Raw genomic sequence first — 16,374 nt, forward strand, 5'->3', positions numbered from 1 at the left:
CCTACCGACAAGCGCGTCGACCCTCCGGCGGTGCGGCGGGGGCCGCTGTCGGCGCTCGCGCTACGCGACCCTCGACATCCGCGCCACCGGATTCCCCTCCGCCGCGCTGTCGGAGCTGTACGTCAGGTCGCCCCCCGTCGGTGTCAGCCGGACGGTGTGGGGGGCCGGGTTGCAGCCGGCGTGGTTGCTCTCGGCGCCCACCGAGGTGGCGACGACCTCCTTCGCCGTCACCTGCTTCAGCGTCAGCACGTCGAGGCAGACCGCGCCGAGGATGTCGGTCTGACGCAGCTCTCCCAGCTTCTCGCCCACCGTCGCCTGCCGGACCGTCAGCCGGAAGGTTCCCATGGGCAGTTTGCCGCCGAGGCCGCTCGCCTCCCCCTCCCACGTGCCGACGTAACGGGAGGGCAGCGCGGTGGCCGCGCCACTGTCACCCGCGGCGGGGTCGTCGCCGCCGTCTGCCATGGTGGGTGTGGCGGTCGGCGCCGAGGAGTAGGCGCCACCGGCGGAGTCGTTCCCGCCGTTGCGGGACTGCCCCGGCAGCAGGTCGAACACGAACACCGACCCCACGGTCACCGCGGCCATCGCCCCCGCGACCGCCAACGCGACCGTGCAGCTCAGCCGCCGCCCCCGCCCGCCCTCCCCCGGCGTCGCGGCGGCCGCCAGGGTCACCGAGACCTTCCCGGGCCGCTCCCTGTTCTCCCCGTTCTCCCCGTTCTCCCTGATGTGCCCGGTCTCCCCGCCCTTCCGGGGCGAGGGGACCGCGTCCACCGGAGTCGGCATCACGGGCGGCGGCCCGAACTCCCCCACCGTCGGCGGCGCTTGCGGCTCCCCCACCGACGGACTGCTGAACGCCACCGGTCCGGAGGCGACCGCCCCCGCCCCCTCGAGATTCAGCAGCTGCACGGCGCTGCGACCGACCTGCTCCACCAGGGGTCCCGGCAGCCAGCCGCCCGCCACCAGCCGTGCCGCCCCCTCCGGGGCGAGCCGCCGGGCGACCTCGCCGGGAGCAGGCCGTGCTCCCGGATCCTTCGCCAGGCACGCCTCGACCACCTCGCGCAGCTCGCCGTGCAGCTCCCCGAGCACCGGCTCCTCGTGCACGACCTTGTAGAGCAGGGCGGCCGAGGAGTCCCCGGGGAACGGCGGCTCGCCGGTCGCCGCGAACGCCAGCACCGCCCCCAGGGAGAAGACGTCGGCCGCGCCCGTGACGCCCTTGCCGAGGATCTGCTCGGGGGCCATGTAGCCGGGGGAGCCGACGGAGACACCGGTGGACGTCAGCGAGGCCGTACCGTCCGTGGCGCGGGCGATGCCGAAGTCGATCAGGAGGGGGCCGTCGACGGTCAGCAGGACGTTGGACGGCTTCACGTCCCGGTGCACCAGCCCCAACTCGTGGACCGTCGCGAGCGCCTCCGCCAGCCCCGCCCCCAGCACCCGCACCGTGTGCGCGGGCAGCGCGCCCCCGCCCGGACCCCCGTCCGCGACGGCCGACGCCAGCGAGGGGCCGGCCGCGTATCCCGTGGCGACCCAGGGCACCGGCGCCTCCGGGTCGGCGTCCAGCACCGGCGCGGTCCACGCGCCGCCGACCCGCCGGGCGGCCTCCACCTCGCGCCGGAAACGGGCGCGGAACTCCTCGTCGAGAGCGAGGTGCGGGTGCACGATCTTCACGGCGACCGTGCGGCCACCGGCACTGCGCCCCAGGTACACGCGGCCCATCCCGCCGGACCCGAGCCGGCCGAGCAGCCGGTAGGGCCCCACACCGGTGGGTTCGTCGGCTCCGAGCGGCTGCATGACGTCCACCCCTCCCCCGTACGTCTCGCCAGCAGGGTACGGCGCTACGGCTGCAGCAGCTCCACCTTCACGTCCGCCGGGAAGCCCGTCGTCGGCCCGACGCGCCGGGCGAACTCGGTCACCGCCTCCAGCTGCGGTCCGCCGAAGCGGAAGTCGAGCGTGGTGAAGTACTGCTCCAGGACGCGCTCGTCGAAGGCCTCCCAGCGGGCCGCCTGCTCGGCGACCTTGCCGACCTCCTCCAGGGAGAGGTTGCGGGAGGCGAGGAAGGCCTCGTGGACCTGGCGGGTGATGACCGGCTCGCGTTCCAGGTACTCGCGGCGGGCCGCCCACACCGCGAAGACGAACGGCAGCCCGGTCCACTCCTTCCAGAGCCGGCCGAGGTCGTGCACCTGGAGCCCGAACCTCGGCCCGTCCAGCAGGTTCGCCCGCAGGGCCGCGTCGCCGATGAGGACGGCCGCCTCGGCCTCCTGCATCATCAGGCTGAGGTCGGGCGGGCAGGTGTAGTAGTCGGGCCGGACCCCGTAGCGGTCGGACAGCAGCAGCTGGGCCAGGCGCACGGAGGTGCGGGAGGTCGAGCCGAGGGCGACCCGGGCGCCGTCCAGCCGCTCCAGCGGGACCTGGGAGACGATCACGCAGGACATGACCGGGCCGTCGCAGCCGACGGCGATGTCGGGGAAGGCGACCAGGTCGTCGGCGTTCTTCAGGAACTCGACGAGGGTGATCGGGCCGATGTCGAGGTCGCCCCGCACCAGCCGCTCACTGAGCTTCTCCGGGGTGTCCTTGGTCAGCTCGAAGTCGAGGAGGGTGCCGGTTCTCGCGAGCCCCCAGTACAGGGGCAGGCAGTTGAGGAACTGGATGTGGCCGACACGCGGCCGGGTGCGAGAATTGTCCACATCGCGAGACTAGACCCCGTGGGGTACGCTGCGGACTCCGCCCCCCGGGTCAACTACCCCCCGGATGTTCAAACATCCGGGTGACGTGATCTTGACCTCTATTGCATTCGGCTGCCCGCGTGCTAGGCTCGCCGCAAGTTGCAGTTTGGTTTCCTTGCAGTACAGAGCCTGCGGAGCATGTAACCGCGGGCTCTCGTCGTTTTCAGACATATGCAGTTGTGCGGCACTGTTTTCACACTTGCAGGTTCTGGAGCAGGGCAACCCTTTGGGCCCAAGGAGGGCTTATGGCTACCGGAACCGTGAAGTGGTTCAACGCCGAAAAGGGCTTTGGCTTCATCGCCCAGGAAGGCGGCGGCCCGGACGTCTTCGTCCACTACTCCGCGATCAACGCCTCGGGTTTCCGTTCGCTCGAGGAGAACCAGCAGGTCTCCTTCGACGTGACGCAGGGCCCGAAGGGTCCGCAGGCGGAGAACGTCACCCCCGTCTGATCCTCACACCCGTGAGATCGCAAGTCTGAGAGCAGTACCCAAGGAGCCCCGCGCCGCACGGCAGCGGGGCTCCTGCCTTTCCCTCCGGAGAATCTCCGGGAAATCTTCGGGAAGCTCCGGTGAACCTCCGGGAAATCCCCGGGACCCCCCGGTGAATCTTCGCCGAACCCTCGGGAAGCCCCGGCAGATCTCCGGGGAACCCCCGCCAACCCGGGGAATCCGCAATGGACCCCCGGTGAACCCTCCGGAAACTCACACGTGCTGCATCACCAGCACGAACGTCGTCCCCGGCACCAGCGCTTCGTACGAGTGCGGCACATCCCCCCGGTACGTCATGTAGTCCCCGGGCTCCAGTTCCACCGCCTCCCCGGCCGGCCCCGCCTTCACTCGCCCCGTGCTCACGATCAGATGCTCGACCGTGCCCGGAATGTGCGGCTCCGACTCGCGGGCGGCGCCGGGCTCGGCCCGCAGGTGGTAGATGTCGCGCCGCGCGCCCGGCGGACAGGCGGACAACAGGGTCGCGACATACGGCGCCTGCTCCGAGGCGACGGTCGGTCCCTCCCCCGCCCGGATCACCTGAACGGCGGGCACCGGCGGCTCCACCAGCGCGGCGAACGGCACCCCCAGCGCCACGCCCAGCGCCCAGATCGTCTCCATGCTCGGATTCCCGCTCGCCGCCTCCAACTGCGACAGCGTGGACTTCGCGATCCCGGCCCGTTTCGCCAGCTCGGACAGGGACAGCCCGGCCCGGGTCCGCTCACGCCGCAGCGAGGCGGCGATCCAGTCGAGGGGAAGACGGGGAGGCGGGGGCGCGGCGTCGTCGGACATGGTCGTTCACTCCATCGGTCGCAATGCCGTTCGGCTGTGCCGCCGTTTCTACACCGTTCGGTGCGCCGGTACGACCGTTCGCCTTGACGAACACCGACGGCCCTGTTCATTGTAGAAAACATGCGTTCGCTGCTCCGAACACCCTGGACCCGCCCACTGATCCGCGACAGTTCCCTCGTCTGGCTGGCGAGCGGTGTCGTCGGGGTCTCCTTCGGCGCGATCTCCGTGGCCGGCGGGCTGCCGGTGTGGGTGCCGGTGGCGATGTCGCTGGTGGTGTACGCGGGCTCGGCGCAGTTCAGCGCGGTCGGCGTGCTGCTGGCCGGGGGCGGCCCGTTCGCCGCGGCGGCCACCGGGCTGCTGCTCAACACCCGTACGGCCGCCTTCAGCCTCGCCGTCGCCGACCTGCTAGGCCCCGGCCGCGCCGCCCGTCTCCTCGGCGCGCACCTCGTGACCGACGAGACGGTCGCCTTCGCCCTCGCCCAGCCGGACCCGGCGCGCCGACGGGCCGCGTTCTGGATCTCCGGCCTCGGCCTGTTCGCGGTCTGGAACGCGGGCGTCCTCGCCGGAGCGCTCGCCGGCACCGCCCTCGGCGACACCACCGCCTACGGCCTCGACGCCGCCTTCCCCGCCGTCCTCGTGGCCCTGGTCCTCCCCTCCCTCCGCAAGGACGCGCCCCTACGACGAGCAGCGGCCGTCGGCGCCCTCCTGGCCCTGGCGGCGGCCCCGGCCCTCCCCGCCGGAGTGCCGGTCCTGCTGGCACTCGCCGGGCTGGTTCTGTACGGCCGCAAGGAGGCCGCCGTATGAGCGCGTCGGTCGCCGTGATCCTGGTGCTGGCGGTCGGGACGTACGCCTTCCGGCTGGTCGGCCCCGCGCTGCACGGGCGGGTCGAGCTGCCGGCGCGTGTACAGGAGTTGCTGTCGGCGGGAGCGACGGTCCTGCTGGTCGCGCTGCTGGCGACGGGCGCCCTGACCGAGGGCGGAGGCTTCGCCGGGTGGGCACGCCCGGCCGGGGTGCTGGTGGGCGCCGTACTGGCGTGGCACAGGGCGCCGTTCGCGGTGGTCGTGCTGGGGGCCGCTGTGGCTGCAGGAATGCTGCGGGCGGTGGGCGTCGCATGAAAGGCTGTTCGAATGGACAACGCTGAACAGGACAACCCGTCCTCCGCTCCGAACACGCCGGTGAACTGGCTGGCGCTCGGCCTCTCGATCGGGACGGCCCTCGGCATCGCGCTCGGGATGACCGTCTTCGACAACCTCGGACTCGGCCTCGCCCTGGGCTTGGGCCTGGGTACGGCCGTCGGCGCCGGCCTGGGCGCCGCACGCGGGCGCGGCGAGAACGACGAGGGGTAGCCCGAATAGGCCGCGGCCATGGCCGGCGCCGGTTTCCTCACTCCGGTGGCTGAACTCTCCTCGCTCTGCCGCGAGTTCAGGCGGGTGCTGGCGCCGGGCGGCCACCTGCTCGTCGCGTTCCAGGTCGGCGACGAGGCCAAGCCCTAGCCCGGATCCGGCGCTGCCGCGTGCGGCGGCCGGTCACCGCCGATGTTCGTGCGCCACGGTGGCAGGAACACCGTCACCTGGTCCGAGGCGTCGTCCTCCACGGCCTGGTTCTGCTTGAAGAGAGCACAGTCCAGGTGCCACTCGGCGCTCGGGTCGCCGGCGTTCGCGCGCTCCCGTAGCTCGTCGAAGAGGCCGCTTCTGGCAAGCAGGGCGTTGAGGTGCCACGCGAAAGGGTCGAAGAGGCCGGCACGGGCCCTCAGTTCCTCGAAGTGGCCCAGCTGCGCGAGCAGGATGGCCAGCCGCTCCTGGGCGGGCCGACTGCCCGCGTCGGCCAGCGTGCGCAGGTCGTCGATACGGGCTTCGCGGGCCAGCACGTCGGCCACCCCCGACGCGTTGGCGAGGCCGCCGCCCGCGTGGGGCTGGGCCAGCAGAACCGCCATCGCCTCCGTCACGTCGCCGTGTTCCGCGAGCAGGTTGGCCAACCGGTACCAGGAGCTGTCGCAGCCGCTGTCGGTCAGGACGCGCAGGATCGCTACCGCCTCGTCGACCTCGCCGTGCTCGGCGAGCAGGTCGGCAAGCTGACAGCCGGCCTCCTGGTCACCAGTACCAGCCAGGCCCCGCAGGATGTCCAGTGCCTCGTCGACGTCGCCCTGACCCGCGAGCAGGTCGGCCAGTACACCACCCGCCTCCCCGTCACCGGCGTCGGCGCGGGCACGCAGTTCGCCGACCTCTCCCCGGCGTTCGAGCAGCTTGGCCAGCGTATGCGCGGCGTATCGGTCTCCGCTGTCCGCGCGGGCCCGGAGCTCCTCGATCCGGCCGTACTTGACCAGCAGCTCGGCCAGGCGGTGAGCGGCGTACACTTCGCCGGCGTCGGCTCGGACGCTCAGTTCGGTCAAGCCTTCCTGTTCGTCGAGCACCTCCTGAATCTGGCGCGCCGCGTTGTCGTCACCGGCGTCGGCCCAGGCTCGCAGGTGGGACAACGCCTCCTCCACGCGCCCCTTGCCGAAGAGCATGGTGACCAGCGTTGTCGAGGCCTGCGGGTCACCGGCGTGACTCCGGGCGCGCAGCCCTGCCAGGTCCCCCTCACGCGCGAGCAGGCGCACGAGTTCGGAGTTGGCACCCCGGTCACCCGCGTCGGCCCGGGCACGAAGTTCCTCGATCCGTCCGGCGGCGAGGAGCAGCTTCCCCAGTTGCATGCCTGCCCAGATGTCACCGCGGTCGGCGGCTCGGCGATACAGCGCCTCGGCGTGGCGGTGCTCGCCCCGCGCGAGTGCGCTCTGGGCAAGGGGCTGGGCGTCCCGTGGGTGATGGTGATCGACGACGGCCTGCCAGACCGCGTCGGGCACCGGGACGGCTCGGCGTGTGCGGTTGGCCTGCTGGCGCAGGTAGTCGGCCACAAGGTAGCCGGTGGTCCTTCCCATCGTGCCGGTCGGCTGCAGAGCAGAGGCCGCCCCGTGCAGCCGGGTCGTGGCGTATTCCAGCGCCGCATCCAGCCAGTTCCGGTCGGCCCTCGCCTGCTGGGTGGGCGTGAGGTAGCCGGGTACGGCAGCCGCGAGCAGCTCCCGGGACGGGGGGACGCGCGCGCCCAGACGGCGTATGTCCAGTGCCGCGGTGATCAGCGCCTTGGCGTACGGGTCCGCCTGCATCCATCGCGTCGCCAGTTGGGGCGCGGCGGCCAGGAACTGGGTGAAGCCGACGTCCGGGGTGTCGAGCGCGACACGGATCCGCCTGTCGGCGGAGTAGGCCTCGGCCCGGTACCGCTCGGCCGGGGTGAACGCCTCGGGGACGCGCACCAGGTGGGCGAGATCCAGGAGCTTCCTGGCGTTGGCGTGCGGATCCGGCCGGCCGGGGACGCGCGCCTCGACGCGGCGGGTGTACTCGTCCGACCAGAGCGTGCCCACCAGGACCAGCCCCGCACCGATCAGGCGACGGGTGGTGGCCGTCGTCAACGGGACCGTACCGTCGAGATGGTCCTGCAACTCGTCCAGCCACACGACGGTGCGCCGGACCTCCTCGGCCGCCAGGGCCTGCAGGCCGGTGCCGTCGTCGGCGTCGGGATGGATCAGCCACCACTCGGGCAGTTCCGCGAGGACCGCCTCGAACAGGGCACGCGTCTTGCCCACCGACGAGTCGCCGATCAGCAGGACGAAGCCGCCCTGCCCGGCAGCGGTCGTGACGGCGGCGCGCAGCTCGTCGTCGAAGTCCCGGGGCACATAAGCGGGCAGCTCGGTCGTGTCCCGCTCGTCCTCGACCCGGATCGACGGGTGCACGCCCAGCAACAGGGGGCGGGCTTCACGGATCCGTACGGCATGGGCGGGCCGGCGCAGATGCCCGGTCTCCACCCGCTCCCGCGCCCTCAGCCACGGCGCCTGCGCCTGCCGCCCCTTCACACCGCAGGCGGTGAGGTACGCGACCAGCGTCTCTTCCGTCGGCTTCGACTTGGCGTTGAGCATCTCGCTGATCGTGCTGCGGCCGAGGGCCGACCTCTCCTCCAGGGAGGAGTAGGAACGCGTTCCCCGCAACGCTCTGAGGGCGGCCGCCAACTCGGCCAACGTTTCTATCTGCTCCGGGTCGGGGCTTCCCACCCCGCCCCGGCCGTTCGGTGACGCTGCGCCAGTGACCATTCACTCAACGTACAGCCAGGCGGCCGAGCCCGGGTGAGCTGCGGCGAACCAGGCCCGCCTGTTCGGCCTGTTCGGACCCGATGCCGAACACGCCGACGGCCTGCTTCATTCGAGGTGTCCACAAGGGAACGCCGGCCGGCCCCTCCACTGCGCACAGAAGCGGAACAGACCACCATGGAGCACTGGTTCATCCGCGCCGGCGGCCTCAGCGACGCACCGATCCTAGAGAGCTCCGGCCAGATCCAGCGCCGCCACGTATCCGAACGTCATCGCGGGCCCGATCGTCGAGCCCGCGCCGGCGTAGCTGTGGCCCATGACGGCCGCGCTGGCGTTCCCGGCGGCGTACAGACCCCGGACGACCGAACCGTCGGCGCGCAGCACCCGCGCCCGGGCGTCCGTCCGCAGGCCGCCCTTGGTGCCGAGGTCGCCGGGGACGATGCGGAAGGCGTGGTACGGGGGCAGCCAGAGGGGCGCGAGGCAGGAGTTCGGGAGGACGGAGGGGTCCGTGTAGTAGTGGTCGTAGACGCTGTCGCCGCGCTGGAAGTCGGTGTCCTTGCCGTGCAGGGCAAGGGAGTTGAAGCGGTCGACGGTGGCGCGCAGGGCGGCGGGCGGGACGCCGATGGAGGTGGCGAGGCCGTCGAGGGTCCAGGACCTGTGGGCGGCGCCGGAGGTGTACCAGTCGTCGGGGAACGGGAGGGCCGGGGCGACGTCCTTGAAGAGGTACCGGTTGCGGTAGTTCTGGTCGACGACCAGCCAGGCCGGGATGGCGGGGTCGGTGGGCTGGCGGTCGTACATGGTGTGGACGACGTCGCTGTAGGGGGCGGCCTCGTTGACGAAGCGGGATCCGGACTGGTCGATCAGCAGGCCGCCGGGGAGGGTGCGTTCGGCGAGACAGAAGTACGGCTGCCCGGGGAGGGGGATGGCGGGGCCCCACCAGGCGTCGTCCATCAGCGCCACCGAGCCGCCCGCCCGTTGTCCCGCCCGGATGCCGTCCCCCGTGTTCTCCTTCGCGCCCACCGTCCATTCGGTGCCGATCGGCTGCCGCTGGTACTGCGCGCGCATGGCCGCGTTGTGCTCGAACCCGCCGGAGCCGACCACGACGCCCCGCCGGGCGCGTACGAGACCGGCGGCGCCGTCACGCGTGACGACCGCCCCCGTGACGGTCCCGCCCTCCACGTGCAGGTCGGTGAGCGGGGTGTTCAGCCACACCGGCACCCCGGCCGCCAGGAGCCCCGCGCGCAGGCCCGCCGCCAGCGACTGCCCCATGGTGAGCGGCTTCTGGCCCAGCAGAGCCGCCTTGGTCCCCCGCGCCAGACACTCGGCGGCGACGGCGGCCCCCTTCACGCTCACGGCGGTCAGCGCCAGCCACTTGTAGTCCGCGCTGAACACGACCATCCCGGCGGGGAGTTGCAGATACGGCGGGTTGAGGCGGGCGAGTTCGGCGCCGAGGACGTTGCCGTCGAGCTGGTCGGGCTCGACGGAGCGGCCGACCGCCAGGCCGCCGGGCAGCTCCGGATAGTAGTCGCTGTAACCCTCCATCCAGCGGAAGCGGAGGGGGCTGTTCGCCATGACGAAGGAGAGCATGGCGGGGCCGTGGGAGAGGAACGCCGCCTGGCGGTCGGCGGAGACCTCCGGGCCGACGACGGCCTTGAGGTAGGCGGCGGCCTTGGCGGGCGTGTCGGGTACGCCGGCGGCCAGGATCACCGGGTTGTTCGGAATCCAGATCCCGGCTCCCGAGCGGGCGGCGGACCCGCCGAAGGTGGGCGCCTTCTCGACGACCACGCAGCTCAGCCCGCGTTTGGCTGCGGTCAGCGCGGCGGTCATGCCTGCGGCGCCGGAGCCGACGACGACGACGTCGTAGGTGCCCAGGAGGGGGAGGTCGGCCGCGGAGGCGGGCGCCGCCGGGGTGGCGGTGGCGAGGGCGAGACCGGCGGTGGCGGTGGCGCCGAGGACCTGTCTGCGGGACGGTGCGCGTACGGATCTGTCGGCGCCTGAGGGCATGACGGCCCTCCCTCCAGCCTGAGGGGACGGGGACGGGGACGGGGACGCGGAGCGGGGACTGGGGTCGGGGGACTTGGGCAGGGGACGGGACTGTCGCGCGGGGGTCTTGGGAAGTCAAGGCCTACGCGGTGGCGAGAACGCGCCGGCAGTCGTCCCAGGCGGCCTCGCTCAGCAGCGGGCGGAAACGGGTGAACAGGGCGAGCAGATCCGGGCCCCACCGCTCGCGGAACGCGGGGTCGTGGTCGGCGAGGTCGAGTTCGTTGGCGGCGGTGAGGTCGGCGAAGGCGCGGAGCATGACCGGTGCCGGGATCTGCTCGGAACCCGTGAAGCGGTCACGGAAAAGGGAGTCGGGCTCGGCCAGCGTCGGGTAGTTGGCCTTCCGGTCGCAGCTCGCGTAGAAGTACACGATCGCCTCGGCCTCCCGGCCGATCGCCTCGGCGAGTCCGGTACGGCGGTCCAGCGGGAGCAGGGCTTCGGGGAAGCCGTCGGTGCCGTAGAAGGCGTGGCAGAGACCGGCCAGCTGGAGGGCGGGGCCGGCTCCCCAGCCGGCGAGCCGGGAGCGTACGCGGCGCAGGTGGGCGAGGAGGGTACCGCCGGGGTGGGCGAGGTGGTCCGCGCCCAACTCCCGCAGCAGCGCCTCCGCTTGAGCGAGCCGCACGTCTGTCCGCGCATCGGTCTGCACGTCAGCCTGCCGGTCGGTCTGCACGTCGTCATCGGGCATGCCCGAAGGCTACTCCCGCTGTTCCAGAGGCAGTTCGGCCCACACCGTCTTGCCGACCTCCCGCTCGACGACGCCCCAGGTACGGGCGAGGAGGGTGAGAAGGATCAACCCCCGGCCGCCCTCCGCCTCCGGATCCGTCACGATCCGCAGCTTCCGGTCCCCTCGCGCGTCACTCACCTCGATCCGCAGCGTCCCCCGTGGGAGCAGCAGGAGCCGTAGCTCGAAGTCCCGCCCCGGCACCCGGCCGTGCGTGACGGCGTTCGCGGCCAGCTCCGCGACGACGTGCTGGGCGGTGTCGCTCGCCTCGCTGTCGTGCGGGTAGCCCCACGCGTCGAGCTGCTGCGCGGTCAGCCGCCTGGCCAGACGGGCGCCACGGGGCGTGGAGCTGAGACGCAGGGTCAGTTCACCGAGGGGGGTGGAGATCTGGGTGGAGATTCGCGAGTTCACCTGACTGAGCGTGCTCGGTCGCATCTACGCTGGCCAGGGGCGACCCGGCGACTCTCCGTAGCCGTACGGCTGCCGTGGGGTGCCCGTACGGGTCGTCGACCGTGACCACAAGGGCGTGAAGGCGGTGGGGCTGCATGACGACAGAGGAACGGGAGCGGAGGCCGGAGACACCGGCGGAGGCTGATGGAACGACGGGGTTGTTCACCGCCCTGGGCAAGATCCTGAAGCGACTGAGGGAGCGGAAGGGGCTGACGCAGAAGGAGTTCGGCCAGCTGGTGGGGTACGGGCCGGACGCGATCTCGTCGATGGAGCGGGGCGTGCGGATCATCCGGCCGGAGGTGCTGGAGCAGGCGGATGCGCTGCTGGATGCCGGGGGGATGCTGAAGGACGCGGTTCCTGAGGTGCGGGAGGCGATGAGCAGGGCTCGGACGCGGCATCCGGAGTGGTATCGGAGCTACGCGGCCCTGGAGGCGGAGGCACGGGAACTTCACTTCTACGCCAACCAAGGTGTGCCCGGCCTGTTGCAGACCGAGGACTACGCGCGGGCGGTGTTCTCGCGTCGACGGCCGCTGCTCGACGAGGAAACCATTGAGAAGCGCATCGCGGACCGGCTGTCACGGCAGCAGGTCCTCGACAAGTGGCCCGCGCCCATGTGCAGTTTCGTGCTGGAGGAAGTTGTCCTTGATCGGCCGATCGGAGGTCGAGCTGTCCGCGAGGGGCAGCTCAAGCAGTTGCTGCGCATCGGCGACCTGAGGAACGTCGAGATTCAGGTGATGCCGACCGGCATTGAGGACCATCCCAACATGGGCGGCGCGTTCAACCTGCTGACTCCTCAGCGGCACCCGCAGGTCGCGTATACGGAGATCCAGGAGTTCCCCCGCCTGATCACCGACCCGGAAGAGGTCCGAAAGATCGTCGACCGCTATGGGATGATCCGGGCGATGGCCCTCTCGCCCAAGGATTCCCGGGCGTTGATCGAAAGGAAGCTGGGGGAGTTGTGAGCAGCCAAGAACTCAACTGGTTCAAGTCGAGCTACAGCGATGGCGGCGGCGGCGAATGCCTGGAGACCGCCTACACCTGGCGCAAGTCGAGCCACAGCGGCGGCGAAGGCGGCGAATGCCTCGAAGTAGCCACCTGCCCCCACACCATCCACGTCCGCGACTCCAAGAACCCCACCGGCCCCGCGCTGAACCTCTCCCCCACCGCCTGGGCCGGCTTCCTCGCGCACGCCGCCGCGCAGGCGTGACGCAGGCATGATCCAGGTCCCCGAGGCTTTCGCACGGGGGACGATCGAGCGCGAGGGAGAACCGGGCGCCGACTGGATCGGCCGGCTCCCTCGCCTCGTCGACGACCTGCTCGCCCGCTGGGACTGCCGCCCCGACGGCGAGGTCCTGCACGGCGGTGTCGGGATCGTCGTACCCGTCCTTCAGCACGGCGTGACGCCCGCCGTTCTCAAGGTCTCCTTCCCGCACCGGGGCAACGTCCACGAGCCCGACGCCTTCGCCGCCTGGCGCGGACGCGGGGCCGTGGAGCTGTACGAGCGGGACGACGAGCGGTTCGCGATGCTGCTGGAGCGAGTGCGGACGTCGTCGCTGGCCGAGGTCGAGGACAGCGAGGAGGTCGCGAAGGCGGCCGGGCGGCTCAGCGGTCGGCTGGCCCTCCCCGCGCCGCCGGGGCTGCCCCGGATGCGGGACATGGCCGACGGATGGGCGAAGCAACTCAATCTCGACTCGGCCGAGTTGGGCCACTCGCTCCCCTCCCGAACGGTCGACGCGGCCCTGCACACCGTCGATGAACTCGGCCGGGACCAACCCGACCTCCTCGTGCACGGCGACTTCCACGCCCGCAACATCCTGCGAGCCGACCGCGAGCCCTGGCTCGCCGTCGATCCCAAGGGGTGGGCCGGGGATCCCGCGTACGACGGCGGCACGCTGCTCAAGCCGCTCGCCTTCTGGCACGTCGCCATCAACGGCGACACCGATCTGCGCCGGGTCGCCCACCGCATCCTGGACGCCTTCGCCGAAGCGGCCGGGCTCGACCGCGAACGCGTCCACCGCTGGGCACAGTTCCAGCTCGTCCAGGCCGCCTTCCACGGGCGCCGACACGGCTTCAGGGTCGCTCGCGGCGGCCCCGCCCTCGACCTCGTCACCCAGTACGCGGATCGGCTGGCCCAGGACCTCACTTAGTGGTCGGCTCCGGAAGTTATTCGGGGGTTGACGCGACGGTTGTTTACGTATACCGAGGTGCTCAGGTGTACAGACCCTGCAGGGGTGTGATGACTATGGTCTCAGCGGGGTAGCCCCAGCTCACCCGCGCGCAGCCCGGCCTGGAAGCGGGAGTTGGCCTCTAGCTTGACCATCAGTTCGGCCACGCGCCGCCGGTAGGTGCGTAGCGAAAGGCCGAGCTGTTTGGCGGCTGATTCGTCGGTGAGTCCCGAACCGAGGGCTTTGAGGATCACGCGGCCGTCAGCATCGAGGTGGGGGATGTTCTTCCGCAGATACGTGTCGGGACCGACGGCGGTGTCCCAGATCGCTTGGAACAGCGAGTGGACGCCGTCGACCAGGATCTGCGACGTCGTCACGGTGTATTCGCGGCCGGTAGGGGTCTCTGCGCCGGCGAGGATCATCACCCGCCGGTCGATGATGATGGTCTCGTGCGGCAGTCGCGAGCCGCTGATCCGGACGAGAGCTCCTTTGTTCTGCACCAGCCGTAGATGCGCGCGGGCCTCCTCGTCAGCGAGCGCGACCGGGCTGAGCAGCTTGCGAGGGATGAAGTCCGGGGAGTGCGCAGCGCGCATCCGGTTGCGGATCGCGGCCCTGGCCTGTGGCTGCGAGAAGGTCTTGAGGTCTCGGGCGGCGCACAGGAACTCGGCCTGCGCGGACTCGAAGAGATGGCCGGCACGCTCGATCAGCTCTGTGTCCCCTCGGACGGAGAACACCTGCTCGTTCCGCATACCTCAAGTCTGGCAGCAAGCTGCCACAAGCTCGCAGGGACGTCATGGCGGTGGACACCATAAGCCTTATGACGATCAAGACCTTCTCCCTCGGCGGGGACCTGACCATCAACCGGCTCGGCTTCGGCGCGATGCGCCTGGCAGCAAACACCTTTGACGGCCCGCCACGAGATCCTGAGAACGGCATCGCGGTGCTCAGGCGCTCCGTGGAACTGGGCGTGAACCACATCGACACGGCCGACTTCTACCGCAGGGGTACGGTGCGGGCCAACGAGCTTATCCGTAGGGCGCTGTCCCCGTACCGTGACGATCTGGTGATCGCGACGAAGGTCGGGCCACTGCCCACGCCAGACGGTGTGCCCAGTGGGCAGGCGACGCCTGATCAGCTGCGCGGCTTGGTCGAGGCGGACCTGCGCTCTCTTGGGCTGGACCGGCTCGACCTGGTCTATCTGCGGGTGGGCGGGATGACCGGGCCAGGCGGCGAGGCGATCGCCGAACGCTTCGCGGTGCTGGCCGAGCTCCGCGCGGAGGGGCTGATCCGGCACCTGGGCGTCAGTAACGTCGACGCCTTCCAGTTCGCCGAGGCCCGGGAGATCGCGCCTGTCGCGGCGGTGCAGAACCGTCACACAGGTGACATGGGGCTGCTGGCGGAATGCGAGGAAGCGGGTATCGCGTACGTGCCGTACTTTCCGCTCGGCGGTGGTGTCAGTCCGCTGGACACCGAACGGCTGGACAAGGTGGCAGTTCGCCTGGGCGCGACCGCCACGCAGGTGCACCTCGCCTCGCTGCTGGCGACCTCGCCCTCGCTGCTGGCGATTCCGGGCACTGGTTCACTCGATCACCTAGAGGAGAACCTCGCCGCGAACGATCTCAGTCTCAGCGACCAGGACCTGTCTGACCTGCGAGGTTGACTGGGCGGCTCCGGAAATCGGCTTGCCTGCCATGCCCGTTGCCACCGCCCGCCCGATATCCCCGACCGATACCGAGCTGCACCGGTTGAAGAAGGCAGCCAGGGGCCACAAGACCGAGCACCGGCTGCGGGTGCGCGCACAGATCGTGCTGCACGCGGCCCGCGGGCTGCCGAACGCGCGGATAGCCGAGCGGGTTGGTGTGCACGTAGACACCGTGCGCACTTGGCGGAGCCGCTTCGCTGAGCAGGGCATGCCCGGCTTGGCCGACCGTAAGCGCACCGGACGCCCGCCCACCTTCACCTCGCTGCAGGCTACCCAGGTCAAGGCCCTCGCCTGCCAGCTGCCCGCCGAGACCGGCGCGCCACTGTCCCGCTGGACCACCCCCGAACTGGCCCGCGAGGCCGTAAAGCGCGGCATCGCGCCCTCCTTGTCGGCCTCCACCGTGCGCCGCTGGCTCGCGCGGGACGCACTCAAGCCCTGGCAGCACCGCTCTTGGATCTTTGTCACCGACCCCGACTTCCGTCCCAAGGCCGAGCGCGTTCTGGACCTGTACGCCCGCACCTGGAACGGCGAACCCCTCGGCGCGGACGAGTTCGTCATCAGCGCCGACGAGAAGACCTCCATCCAGGCCCGCTGCCGCTGCCACCCCACCCTCGCCCCCGGCCAGGCCCGCGCGATGCGCGTCAACCACACCTATGGCCGCGGCGGCGCACTGTCCTACCTGGTCGCCTACGACGTTCACCACGCGACAGTGTTCGGCCGCACTGAGCCCAGGACCGGCATCGACCCGTTCATGGCCCTGGTCACCCGGGTCATGAACCAGGAGCCCTATGCCAGTGCCAAGCGCGTGTTCTGGATCGTGGACAACGGCTCCTCCCACCGTGGGAAGAAGGCCGCCGACCGGCAGACCGCCGCGTTCCCGAACGCGGTGCTGGTCCACACCCCAGTGCACGCCTCCTGGCTGAACCAGGTAGAGATCTACTTCTCCGTCGTGCAGCGCAAGGTCGTCTCACCCAACGACTTCACCGACCTGACCGAAGTCGAGGACCGGCTCCGAGCGTTCGAAGACCGCTACAACGCCACGGCACAGCCGTTCCAGTGGAAGTTCACCACCTCCGACCTGGACGATCTGCTCGCCAGGCTCGACCGGTACACCGCCGATCACCAAGAAGAAGCCTCCGTTGCGCTGGCAGCATGAGCACCCCTGAAGGACTTACCAGTGCGACCACT

17 protein-coding genes and 1 pseudogene are annotated in these 16,374 nt (G+C 71.1%); 10 read left to right on the top strand and 8 right to left on the bottom strand.

Translation table 11 applies throughout. The annotated features are described in order from the left end of the window. Positions 1–60: 60 nt before the first annotated feature. Complete coding sequence (locus ACPT94_RS35745; RefSeq protein ID WP_425247761.1) at positions 61–1,785, bottom strand: serine/threonine-protein kinase; 1,725 nt, start codon at positions 1,783–1,785, stop codon at positions 61–63. 44 nt (positions 1,786–1,829) lie between these two features. Next, positions 1,830–2,678: a menaquinone biosynthetic enzyme MqnA/MqnD family protein gene (locus ACPT94_RS35750; protein ID WP_360338494.1), complete on the bottom strand. Its 849-nt coding sequence runs from the start codon at positions 2,676–2,678 to the stop codon at positions 1,830–1,832. Positions 2,679–2,962: 284 nt separating this feature from the next. On the opposite strand from ACPT94_RS35750, the gene ACPT94_RS35755 reads away from it, so the two are divergent. Next, positions 2,963–3,166, top strand: a complete 204-nt coding sequence (locus ACPT94_RS35755) for a cold-shock protein (RefSeq protein WP_003992177.1) — start codon at positions 2,963–2,965, stop codon at positions 3,164–3,166. Between the two features lie 252 nt (positions 3,167–3,418). Here ACPT94_RS35755 and ACPT94_RS35760 read toward each other — a convergent pair whose 3' ends face one another. Further along, the gene (locus ACPT94_RS35760; protein ID WP_425247762.1) at positions 3,419–3,994 is read right to left on the bottom strand and encodes a helix-turn-helix domain-containing protein; all 576 of its coding nucleotides are present in this window, start codon (positions 3,992–3,994) and stop codon (positions 3,419–3,421) included. Positions 3,995–4,114: 120 nt separating this feature from the next. On the opposite strand from ACPT94_RS35760, the gene ACPT94_RS35765 reads away from it, so the two are divergent. The 4 genes and pseudogenes from ACPT94_RS35765 to ACPT94_RS35780 form a co-directional block, all read left to right on the top strand. Next, positions 4,115–4,798 carry an AzlC family ABC transporter permease gene (locus tag ACPT94_RS35765; protein WP_360338488.1) on the top strand — a complete coding sequence of 228 codons (684 nt, stop codon included), beginning with the start codon at positions 4,115–4,117 and terminating at the stop codon, positions 4,796–4,798. After that, entirely contained in the window at positions 4,795–5,109 is a 315-nt protein-coding gene (locus tag ACPT94_RS35770; protein WP_360338485.1) for an AzlD domain-containing protein, read from the top strand. Before ACPT94_RS35765 ends, ACPT94_RS35770 begins: the two co-directional genes overlap by 4 nt. 12 nt (positions 5,110–5,121) lie before the next feature. Then, positions 5,122–5,340, top strand: coding sequence for a glycine zipper domain-containing protein (locus ACPT94_RS35775; RefSeq protein WP_360338482.1), 219 nt, complete (start codon positions 5,122–5,124; stop codon positions 5,338–5,340). 39 nt (positions 5,341–5,379) lie between these two features. Continuing rightward, positions 5,380–5,475 (top strand): annotated as a pseudogene (locus ACPT94_RS35780) (SAM-dependent methyltransferase); the annotation flags it as partial. Positions 5,476–5,483: 8 nt separating this feature from the next. On the opposite strand, the gene ACPT94_RS35785 reads toward ACPT94_RS35780, so the two are convergent. The 4 genes from ACPT94_RS35785 to ACPT94_RS35800 all read right to left on the bottom strand — a co-directional run bounded on the left by ACPT94_RS35785 (position 5,484) and on the right by ACPT94_RS35800 (position 11,280). Beyond that, positions 5,484–8,111: a hypothetical protein gene (locus ACPT94_RS35785; protein ID WP_425247763.1), complete on the bottom strand. Its 2,628-nt coding sequence runs from the start codon at positions 8,109–8,111 to the stop codon at positions 5,484–5,486. A 222-nt stretch (positions 8,112–8,333) separates the two neighbouring features. Continuing rightward, positions 8,334–10,112 (bottom strand): 3-oxosteroid 1-dehydrogenase, encoded by a 1,779-nt coding sequence (gene kstD / locus ACPT94_RS35790; RefSeq protein WP_360338476.1) that lies wholly within the window; start codon positions 10,110–10,112, stop codon positions 8,334–8,336. A 121-nt stretch (positions 10,113–10,233) separates the two neighbouring features. Further along, positions 10,234–10,833 carry a DUF6817 domain-containing protein gene (locus tag ACPT94_RS35795; protein ID WP_425247764.1) on the bottom strand — a complete coding sequence of 200 codons (600 nt, stop codon included), beginning with the start codon at positions 10,831–10,833 and terminating at the stop codon, positions 10,234–10,236. 9 nt (positions 10,834–10,842) lie between these two features. Then, entirely contained in the window at positions 10,843–11,280 is a 438-nt protein-coding gene (locus ACPT94_RS35800; RefSeq protein ID WP_425247765.1) for an ATP-binding protein, read from the bottom strand. 134 nt (positions 11,281–11,414) lie between these two features. Here ACPT94_RS35800 and ACPT94_RS35805 point away from each other — a divergent pair, with 134 nt between their 5' ends. Genes ACPT94_RS35805 through ACPT94_RS35815 form a run of 3 tightly spaced genes read left to right on the top strand, consistent with a single transcriptional unit; the run spans position 11,415 to position 13,466 of the window. Beyond that, the gene (locus tag ACPT94_RS35805; RefSeq protein WP_425247766.1) at positions 11,415–12,281 is read left to right on the top strand and encodes a helix-turn-helix domain-containing protein; all 867 of its coding nucleotides are present in this window, start codon (positions 11,415–11,417) and stop codon (positions 12,279–12,281) included. Further along, positions 12,278–12,526, top strand: a complete 249-nt coding sequence (locus ACPT94_RS35810) for a DUF397 domain-containing protein (protein ID WP_425247767.1) — start codon at positions 12,278–12,280, stop codon at positions 12,524–12,526. The genes ACPT94_RS35805 and ACPT94_RS35810 overlap by 4 nt, the downstream gene beginning before the upstream one ends. A 7-nt stretch (positions 12,527–12,533) precedes the next feature. After that, positions 12,534–13,466: an aminoglycoside phosphotransferase family protein gene (locus tag ACPT94_RS35815; RefSeq protein WP_425247768.1), complete on the top strand. Its 933-nt coding sequence runs from the start codon at positions 12,534–12,536 to the stop codon at positions 13,464–13,466. 101 nt (positions 13,467–13,567) lie between these two features. On the opposite strand, the gene ACPT94_RS35820 is transcribed toward ACPT94_RS35815, so the two are convergent. After that, positions 13,568–14,233: a DNA-binding response regulator gene (locus ACPT94_RS35820; RefSeq protein WP_425247160.1), complete on the bottom strand. Its 666-nt coding sequence runs from the start codon at positions 14,231–14,233 to the stop codon at positions 13,568–13,570. Between the two features lie 68 nt (positions 14,234–14,301). On the opposite strand from ACPT94_RS35820, the gene ACPT94_RS35825 reads away from it, so the two are divergent. Both ACPT94_RS35825 and ACPT94_RS35830 read left to right on the top strand, forming a co-directional pair. Beyond that, positions 14,302–15,144, top strand: a complete 843-nt coding sequence (locus ACPT94_RS35825) for an oxidoreductase (RefSeq protein WP_360348910.1) — start codon at positions 14,302–14,304, stop codon at positions 15,142–15,144. A 31-nt stretch (positions 15,145–15,175) separates the two neighbouring features. Next, positions 15,176–16,342 (top strand): IS630 family transposase, encoded by a 1,167-nt coding sequence (locus ACPT94_RS35830; protein WP_425247161.1) that lies wholly within the window; start codon positions 15,176–15,178, stop codon positions 16,340–16,342. Positions 16,343–16,374 lie beyond the last annotated feature (32 nt).

Origin of the sequence: Streptomyces aurantiaciflavus (genome assembly GCF_049808595.1) — a bacterium.
Lineage (GTDB): Bacteria > Actinomycetota > Actinomycetes > Streptomycetales > Streptomycetaceae > Streptomyces.

What these genes read in the sequence shown, in the direction of transcription:
- ACPT94_RS35745 (WP_425247761.1), bottom strand. Translation starts at nt 1,785, where the DNA reads ATGCAGCCGCTCGGAGCCGACGAACCCACCGGTGTGGGGCCCTACCGG.
- ACPT94_RS35755 (WP_003992177.1), top strand. Translation starts at nt 2,963, where the DNA reads ATGGCTACCGGAACCGTGAAGTGGTTCAACGCCGAAAAGGGCTTTGGC.
- ACPT94_RS35760 (WP_425247762.1), bottom strand. Translation starts at nt 3,994, where the DNA reads ATGTCCGACGACGCCGCGCCCCCGCCTCCCCGTCTTCCCCTCGACTGG.
- ACPT94_RS35765 (WP_360338488.1), top strand. Translation starts at nt 4,115, where the DNA reads ATGCGTTCGCTGCTCCGAACACCCTGGACCCGCCCACTGATCCGCGAC.
- ACPT94_RS35770 (WP_360338485.1), top strand. Translation starts at nt 4,795, where the DNA reads ATGAGCGCGTCGGTCGCCGTGATCCTGGTGCTGGCGGTCGGGACGTAC.
- ACPT94_RS35775 (WP_360338482.1), top strand. Translation starts at nt 5,122, where the DNA reads ATGGACAACGCTGAACAGGACAACCCGTCCTCCGCTCCGAACACGCCG.
- ACPT94_RS35785 (WP_425247763.1), bottom strand. Translation starts at nt 8,111, where the DNA reads ATGGTCACTGGCGCAGCGTCACCGAACGGCCGGGGCGGGGTGGGAAGC.
- kstD (WP_360338476.1), bottom strand. Translation starts at nt 10,112, where the DNA reads ATGCCCTCAGGCGCCGACAGATCCGTACGCGCACCGTCCCGCAGACAG.
- ACPT94_RS35795 (WP_425247764.1), bottom strand. Translation starts at nt 10,833, where the DNA reads ATGCCCGATGACGACGTGCAGACCGACCGGCAGGCTGACGTGCAGACC.
- ACPT94_RS35805 (WP_425247766.1), top strand. Translation starts at nt 11,415, where the DNA reads ATGACGACAGAGGAACGGGAGCGGAGGCCGGAGACACCGGCGGAGGCT.
- ACPT94_RS35815 (WP_425247768.1), top strand. Translation starts at nt 12,534, where the DNA reads ATGATCCAGGTCCCCGAGGCTTTCGCACGGGGGACGATCGAGCGCGAG.
- ACPT94_RS35820 (WP_425247160.1), bottom strand. Translation starts at nt 14,233, where the DNA reads ATGCGGAACGAGCAGGTGTTCTCCGTCCGAGGGGACACAGAGCTGATC.
- ACPT94_RS35825 (WP_360348910.1), top strand. Translation starts at nt 14,302, where the DNA reads ATGACGATCAAGACCTTCTCCCTCGGCGGGGACCTGACCATCAACCGG.
- ACPT94_RS35830 (WP_425247161.1), top strand. Translation starts at nt 15,176, where the DNA reads ATGCCCGTTGCCACCGCCCGCCCGATATCCCCGACCGATACCGAGCTG.